The following is a 6,651-nucleotide window of genomic DNA, read 5'->3' as shown; positions in this document are numbered from 1 at the left end:
TGCCGCCGAAATCAGCACCGTGCTCGCTCAGCACGACATCAACGCGCCAGCCGGTTCGTTCTACGCCTACGAGGCATCGAGACGACTCGGGCTGGGCGACGCGGGCGGACTGCGGATCGGATTGGCGCCGTACAACACCTCGGATGACGTCGATCGGCTCATTCGCGTATTGGCTGCGGCCCTGTGAGCCACAATGCATAGTCGAAGATATATAGATATCCACTGTATGTGAGCTTCTCCACTGCCTGCTCAAATTGCGGATTCGCGCGCCGACGGCCGACTGAGGCACTGCATGAAGCCAGGCTGGCCCGCGAAATCGCCTGTCTGACAACATTTTTGCTCTGGTCTACATCGTCGGTGCCCGTCGGGGGCCGAACGGGCTGAGACGTAGGACGGGCCTTGGGAGGTCCACGGCCCTGGCTGACAGCTGGTCCCGCGCCACGCGCGCAGGCCCCGTCAACAACGGCGCCAGCCCAATTATTCCTGTGAAATGGCTGTCCCACGGCCCAAGTACGCACCGATTGCCGCTACATAGGGTGCGTGATATAGATACGGAGTGGGAAATCCGCCTGTTGACGAAGACGCCTTCGATTACGTCGGCGAGCTTCTCGATCAGGCATTGGACCTGACCGCGCGGTTTCTCACGGATCGCGCCGATCTGAGTGCGTCCGCCGCGTTCGTGCTGAACCGGGTGTGCCGTGAAGGGCCGATTCGGCTTACGACGCTGGCCGCCAAGGAAGCAGTCAGCCAGCCGTCGATGACTCAGCTGGTCCAGAGGCTCGAGCGGCTGCACCTGGTGACCAGGCTCCCCGACCCCGACGACGGGCGCGCCGCCCTCATCGGCATCACCGCGCACGGTCAGACGTTGCTCGACGAGCGGAAGCGCGTCCGTCGGGCACGCCTTGCGGCATTGATGACGACGCTGACGACGGACGAGTCATGCGCATTGCAGGTTTCTGCGCGGGTGGCCCATCCGATCTTGTGCCGGCTCGTCGCGAATGCCGACAGTTCGCCAGACAGTATTGCGCAGCGAGAGGTGTTCGGATGAGGGCTATTCCGGTGGGTCGGGTCTTGAAGAAGATATGGATCCCGTTGGTACTCATAGTCGTACTGGCGATCTCGGGCCTCGTCGTTTCGCGCTTGCACAAGATGTTCGCTTCCCAGGACCTCAATGCCAACGCCGGTGCGGGTATCGAGATCGTCCAGTTCAATCCGAAGGTCATGGTCTACGACGTGTACGGCCCGCCGGGCAGCACTGCCCAAATTGGCTACTTCGACCCTGATGCCAACGTGCACTCGATCACCGCGACCCTGCCGTGGTCGGTCACCTTGTCAACGACATTGCCGTCCGTCAGCGCCAGTCTCGTGGCGCGGAGCGACACCGATCAGATTGGATGCCGCGTCACCGTGAACGGAACCGTCCGTGAGGAGCAATCCGCCAATGGGGTCAATGCCCAGACGTACTGCCTGGTGAAGTCCGCATGACGCACGCGACCCCGCCGGCCGAGACCGACGAGCACCCCAAGCGCCCGTTCTTTCCACACTTGCTGCGCATCCTCGCGGTGCCGATCGTCCTGTTCTGGGTGTTCGTCGCTGTCGTGGTGAACGTGGTCGCCCCGCAACTCGAGGTCGTCGGCGAACTCCATTCGGCCCCAATGGCTCCCGAGGACGCGCCTTCGATGAAGGCGATGAAGTTGATGGGCGGCAACTTCCAGGAATTCAACTCGAACAGCACCATCATGGTCGTCATCGAGGGTCAGCAGCCCCTCGGTCCCGATGCGCACGACTACTACAACGAGATCATCCGCAAGTTGCAGCAGGATCCCAAGCACATCCAGCACATCCAGGACTTCTGGGGTGACACGCTGACGGCCGCCGGTGCGCAGAGCGCGGACGGCAAGGCATCCTACGTGATGATCAACCTCGCGGGCGAGCAGGGCCAGACCCTGGCCAACCAGGGCGTCGAGGCCGTCCGGAAGGTCATCGAAGAAACGAAGGCCCCGCCGGGCGTGCAGGCCTACGTCGCAGGGCCGGCCGCGCTCACCAACGACTTGCACGTCATCGGCAACGCCAGCCTCGCCCAGATCACTGTGATAACCCTCGTCGCGATCGCGTTCATGCTGCTGGTCGTCTACCGCTCGATAGTGACCACGCTGATCCAGCTCTTCCTGACGTTTCTCGGGTTGCTGACCGCGCGCGGAGTGGTCTCGGTGCTGGCCACCCATGGCGCCTTCGGGTTGACGACGTTCGCCGGGAACATCCTGACGATGCTCGCGATTGCCGCGGCCACCGACTACGGCATCTTCATCTTCGGCCGCTACCGCGAGGATCGCGGATTGGGTCAAGATCGCGATGACGCCTACTACGCCACCTTCAAGTCCGTCGCGCCGGTCATCGTGGGCTCTGGCTTGACCATCGCCGGGGCCACCTACTGCCTCAGTTTCGCGCGGCTGCCCTACTTCTCCACCATGGGTGCCCCGGTCGCGATCGGCATGGTCGTGGTCGTGGCGATTGCGGTCACGCTCGGCCCGGCCGTGCTGTTCCTGGGTACCCGGATTGGCCTCTACGAATCCAAACGCCCTCCCCAGAGCCGGTTTTGGCGGCGGGTCGGCACCACCGTGGTGCGGTGGCCGGCACCGGTCTTCGTGGCGAGCCTGTTCGTGGTGTTGATCGGCCTCGTCGCGATTCCGGGCTACAAGCCGGCCTACAACGACCGCTACTACATGCCAGCCGACGCGCCCACCAACATCGGCTTCGCCGCCGCCGACCGGCACTTCTCAGAAGCCCGAATGAACCCCGACATCCTGATGGTCAACGCCGATCACGACATGCGCAACCCCGCCGACATGCTGGTGCTCAACGCGATCGCCCGCAACGTCATGCACACCGAGGGCATTGCGATGGTGCAGAACATCACGCGCCCGTTGGGCATTCCGATCCAGCACAGTTCGATTCCGTTCCAGACGAGCGTCCAGGGGCAGACGAGCAATATGAACCTGCCGTTCCAGCGGGCTCAACTGGACACCATCAAGAAGACGGTCGATGCGACGAACGTCTCGATCGACATCCTGGAGAAGCAGTACCAACTCTCGCTCCAGCAAACCGCACTCACGCAGGACTCGGCGGCCAAGTCGCGGGAGCTACTGGCGACCACCCAAGAGCTACGAGATCACATTGCGGACTTCGATGACGAATTCCGGCCCTTGCGCAACTACTTCTACTGGGAACCGCACTGCTTCGACATCCCGATGTGCTTCGCGATCCGTTCCCTCTTCGACTCCCTCGACGGGATCGACCAACTGACCGATCAGACGGGAGCGGTGCAAGGCAACACCGACCAACTGGCCGACCTCGCTCCGAAGCTGACGGCACTTCTTCCACAGACCATCGCGAGCATGAAGCAGAGCAGGGACCTGTCGCTGGCGTCGTACAACTCTCAGAAGGCTCTGCTCGACCAGTCGGAGGCCACCAACGACACCGCGCTGGCGTTGGGCGCCGCCTTCGATCAGGCCAAGAACGACGACCTGTTCTATCTGCCTCCGGAAGCGTTCCAGAACCCCGACTTCGAGCGCGGGCTGAAGATGTTCCTGTCCCCGGACGGCAAGTCCGCGCGCATGTTCATCACCCACGAAACCGACCCCGCGACCGTCGAGGGCATCGCCAGGGTCAATTCCGAACGCAAGGCCGCGCAGGACGCCTTGAAGATGACCTCGCTCTCGAACGCCAAGATCTACCTGGGCGGGGTCGCGGCCACCTATAAGGACATGTCCGACGGCGCCGAGTACGACCTGATGATCGCCGTGGTATCGGCCCTGACGCTGATCTTCATGATCATGCTCATCCTGACCCGAGCCGCGGTGGCAGCGCTCGTCATCGTCGGAACGGCGGCCAGCTCGATCGCCGCGTCATTCGGCATCTCGGTGCTGCTCTGGCAGGACCTCTTCGGTATTCAGGTGCAATGGCTGGTCATGCTGATGTCCGTCATCATCCTGCTGGCGGTGGGATCGGACTACAACCTATTGCTGGTCTCCCGGTTCAAGGACGAGATCCACGCCGGACTCAAGACCGGCATCATCCGCTCCATGGCAGGCACCGGTGGCGTCGTGACGTCCGCCGGGCTGGTCTTCGCAGCCACCATGGCGGCGATGTCGTTCAGCAAGCTGATCGTGCTGGCCCAGATGGGTACCACCATCGCGATCGGGCTCTTGGTGGACACCTTGATCGTGCGCTCGCTGCTGATGCCGTCGATCGCGACGATGCTGGGCCGATGGTTCTGGTGGCCGCTGGTCGTCTACCCCCGCGGCGACAATCACTTCCGGAAGCCGCAACCTCCGCGTCCACCAAGCGAGGAGTCGGACACCGCGCCGGTGCCGGTACAGACGTAGCGCGCAGGGGCACGCATAGACGCCCGCGTATGCAGTCCGGACGCCAAACGATGGATCGTCTCGGCGACTGCCCGTTGACTGTTGAGCATGCGTATAAGCCCATTTGTCATCCTGACCACCATCGCCGCCATCGCCAGCGCCGCTGCGGGCGGAATGATGTACGTGTTCTCCACCTTCGTGATGCACGGCCTGAATCGCACCGGGCCCATGGAGGCGATCACCGCGATGCGCGGCATCAACGCCGAAGCGAACGCGAGCGCGGCGTTCCTGCTGGCGTATTTGGGTGCGGCGGTGCTGGCGCTGGTGGTTGGCGTCATCGCGACCGTTCAGTTGCGGAAACCCGACAGATGGTGGGTGCTCGTCGGCGCCGCCTTCGGGGTCCTTGCGGCGATCATCACGATGGCCTTCAACGTCCCGTTGAACGACCACCTCGATAGCGTTGACCCGCAGGGCCTTTCAGCGGGCGACGCCGCCCGCGAGTGGCTGGCGTACTACCAGCCGTGGACGGCGTGGAATCACGTCCGCACCGTCACCGCATTCGTCGCAGCGGCATTGATGCTGATCGGCCTGCTCCAGGATCGCACCGACGTACAGGCACGGCCGTGAGCAACCGGCCCTCGTACGTGAGCTTCGGCCTGGCCCTAATGGTCGGATATGGCGCGTTCGCCCTCTCCTACGGCGACGATCCGATCCTGCCGATGCCGTCCGCCGCGCCCGGGGTCCTTCTCCTCGTCGGGTTGCTGACGGCCCTGACCATCACCGGAGTGGCCATCACCAAGGCCCGGCGCGGTCACGACACGGTGATCGGCAAGATGTTGGCCGCCTCTTGGCTGGTCGGCTTCGGCGCGCCGGAGGCGGAGCCTATCTCGTCGCCGCGGCACGGGAGCCGCGCCGACACACCGGCACCGTGGCGGTCTAGTGGCACTTCCTTAGATCGATGCACTGCCCGTCGTCATGCCGCTGAATTTCTGGTTCCGGGTGACTGACAGCAGCCGAAGCTTTTCGGCGTCTTGCGTGCCGGGTTTGGCGGTGAAGACGACAAGTGCCTGGGACTGGTCGGGGTCCAGCAGCATTTGGCAGTGCAGCGAGAGTTCTCCGACCTCGGGGTGGGCGAATCGTTTTGTATCGGTGTAGCGCAGGCCGATCTCGTAATCCGCCCATAACTGCGCGAATTCGGGACTTTGTCGTCGAAGAATGCGGGCGAGTTCGGCAGCGTCGGACTGCGGGCCGTCGTGGGTGACCGCGCCGCGCAGCTGTGCGGCGAAGATCCGTCCGTGATGCTCGTGGTCGGCTGCCGGGTAGATCATTCGTGAGGCCGGGTCGGTGAACCACCGGTACACCACGCTGCGGGCGTGGCCGGTGTAGGTCATCTGGTCACCGAGTAGCGCCATCGCGAGGGGAGTCTGCAGGAGTGTCACGCCAACGGATGTGACGACCTGGACGGCGGTGTCGTCTAGCCGGTCGATGACTCGCATCAGGCCCGGGTTGACGTGCTCGGCGCGCAGCCCACGGGACGGGGCGGTATAGCCGGCGAGAGCGAACAGGTGATCGCGTTCGTCCAGATCCAGATGGAGGCCGCGGGCCATGGCCGCAACCATCTGTCCCGAGGGCTGGGCGCCCGTCCCGCGTTCGATGCGGCTGTAGTAATCGCTGGACATTCCGCACAACATGGCGACCTCTTCACGCCGTAGTCCAGCGGTGCGGCGCCGCCGGCCGCGGGGCAGGCCGGCATCCTCGGGCTGAAGTGCCTCGCGGCGACTGCGCAGGAACTCAGCCAACGCCACCGGGTCCATACCCACGTCCCATCGTCCGAACCGTGATTTCGCAACTGGTCTGTACGGGCTTACCAAGCCGTCTTTCACTGTGCACCGATCGTCGCCGGTTATCCAAGCCCTGAGAGTCAGTGGTTGAACGCGTCCTGGAACTGCTTCCGACATCGCCCTCTACTGGATGTCATGACCCACAAATGGACCACTGCCGATATGCCCAACCTGACCGGCAAGACCGCCATCGTGACCGGATCAAGCAGCGGCATCGGCCTTGTCACCGCCCGCGAACTGGCCCGGACGGGCGCCAACGTCGTGCTAGCCGTACGCAACACGGACAAGGGAGCCCAAGCAGCCGCACAAATGCCCGGACGCACCGAGATCCGTGAACTCGACGTCTCCAACCTGGCCTCGGTCCGCGGCTTCGCGGCCAACTGGGTGGGCGACCTCGATATCCTGGTCAACAATGCCGGCATCATGCTCGTGCCCGAGGGCCGCAC

7 protein-coding genes and 1 pseudogene are annotated in these 6,651 nt (G+C 63.9%); 7 read left to right on the top strand and 1 reads right to left on the bottom strand.

Translation table 11 applies throughout. The features are described from left to right. From QOC69_RS00040 to QOC69_RS00015, 6 genes and pseudogenes are all read left to right on the top strand, one after another. Positions 1-187: pseudogene (locus tag QOC69_RS00040) on the top strand (hypothetical protein); the annotation flags it as partial. A 369-nt stretch (positions 188-556) separates the two neighbouring features. Beyond that, positions 557-1,048 (top strand): MarR family winged helix-turn-helix transcriptional regulator, encoded by a 492-nt coding sequence (locus tag QOC69_RS00035; RefSeq protein WP_526435100.1) that lies wholly within the window; start codon positions 557-559, stop codon positions 1,046-1,048. Next, positions 1,045-1,485, top strand: coding sequence for an MmpS family transport accessory protein (locus QOC69_RS00030; protein ID WP_526435098.1), 441 nt, complete (start codon positions 1,045-1,047; stop codon positions 1,483-1,485). Before QOC69_RS00035 ends, QOC69_RS00030 begins: the two co-directional genes overlap by 4 nt. After that, the gene (locus QOC69_RS00025; RefSeq protein WP_526435096.1) at positions 1,482-4,385 is read left to right on the top strand and encodes an MMPL/RND family transporter; all 2,904 of its coding nucleotides are present in this window, start codon (positions 1,482-1,484) and stop codon (positions 4,383-4,385) included. The genes QOC69_RS00030 and QOC69_RS00025 overlap by 4 nt, the downstream gene beginning before the upstream one ends. Before the next feature lie 87 nt (positions 4,386-4,472). Further along, positions 4,473-4,991: an anthrone oxygenase family protein gene (locus tag QOC69_RS00020; RefSeq protein ID WP_526435094.1), complete on the top strand. Its 519-nt coding sequence runs from the start codon at positions 4,473-4,475 to the stop codon at positions 4,989-4,991. Further along, positions 4,988-5,371: a hypothetical protein gene (locus QOC69_RS00015; protein WP_526435092.1), complete on the top strand. Its 384-nt coding sequence runs from the start codon at positions 4,988-4,990 to the stop codon at positions 5,369-5,371. The genes QOC69_RS00020 and QOC69_RS00015 overlap by 4 nt, the downstream gene beginning before the upstream one ends. On the opposite strand, the gene QOC69_RS00010 is transcribed toward QOC69_RS00015, so the two are convergent. Beyond that, a complete protein-coding gene (locus QOC69_RS00010) occupies positions 5,315-6,178 on the bottom strand; it encodes a helix-turn-helix domain-containing protein (protein ID WP_526435102.1) in 864 nt (287 codons plus the stop codon). The two genes, QOC69_RS00015 and QOC69_RS00010, sit on opposite strands and share 57 nt — an antisense overlap. A 162-nt stretch (positions 6,179-6,340) precedes the next feature. On the opposite strand from QOC69_RS00010, the gene QOC69_RS00005 reads away from it, so the two are divergent. Beyond that, on the top strand, positions 6,341-6,651 hold a 311-nt coding region (locus QOC69_RS00005; RefSeq protein ID WP_526435090.1), incomplete at its 3' end, for an SDR family NAD(P)-dependent oxidoreductase.

The organism is Mycobacterium sp. (assembly GCF_032162105.1).
Taxonomy (GTDB): domain Bacteria; phylum Actinomycetota; class Actinomycetes; order Mycobacteriales; family Mycobacteriaceae; genus Mycobacterium.
The sequence above is the reverse complement of the archived record's forward strand: the minus strand, read 5'-3'. Positions and strand labels throughout refer to the sequence as shown.

Excerpts from the sequence above, each read along its gene's own strand:
- QOC69_RS00030 (WP_526435098.1), top strand. The coding sequence starts at position 1,045 with ATGAGGGCTATTCCGGTGGGTCGGGTCTTGAAGAAGATATGGATCCCG.
- QOC69_RS00010 (WP_526435102.1), bottom strand. The coding sequence starts at position 6,178 with ATGGACCCGGTGGCGTTGGCTGAGTTCCTGCGCAGTCGCCGCGAGGCA.
- QOC69_RS00020 (WP_526435094.1), top strand. The coding sequence starts at position 4,473 with ATGCGTATAAGCCCATTTGTCATCCTGACCACCATCGCCGCCATCGCC.
- QOC69_RS00025 (WP_526435096.1), top strand. The coding sequence starts at position 1,482 with ATGACGCACGCGACCCCGCCGGCCGAGACCGACGAGCACCCCAAGCGC.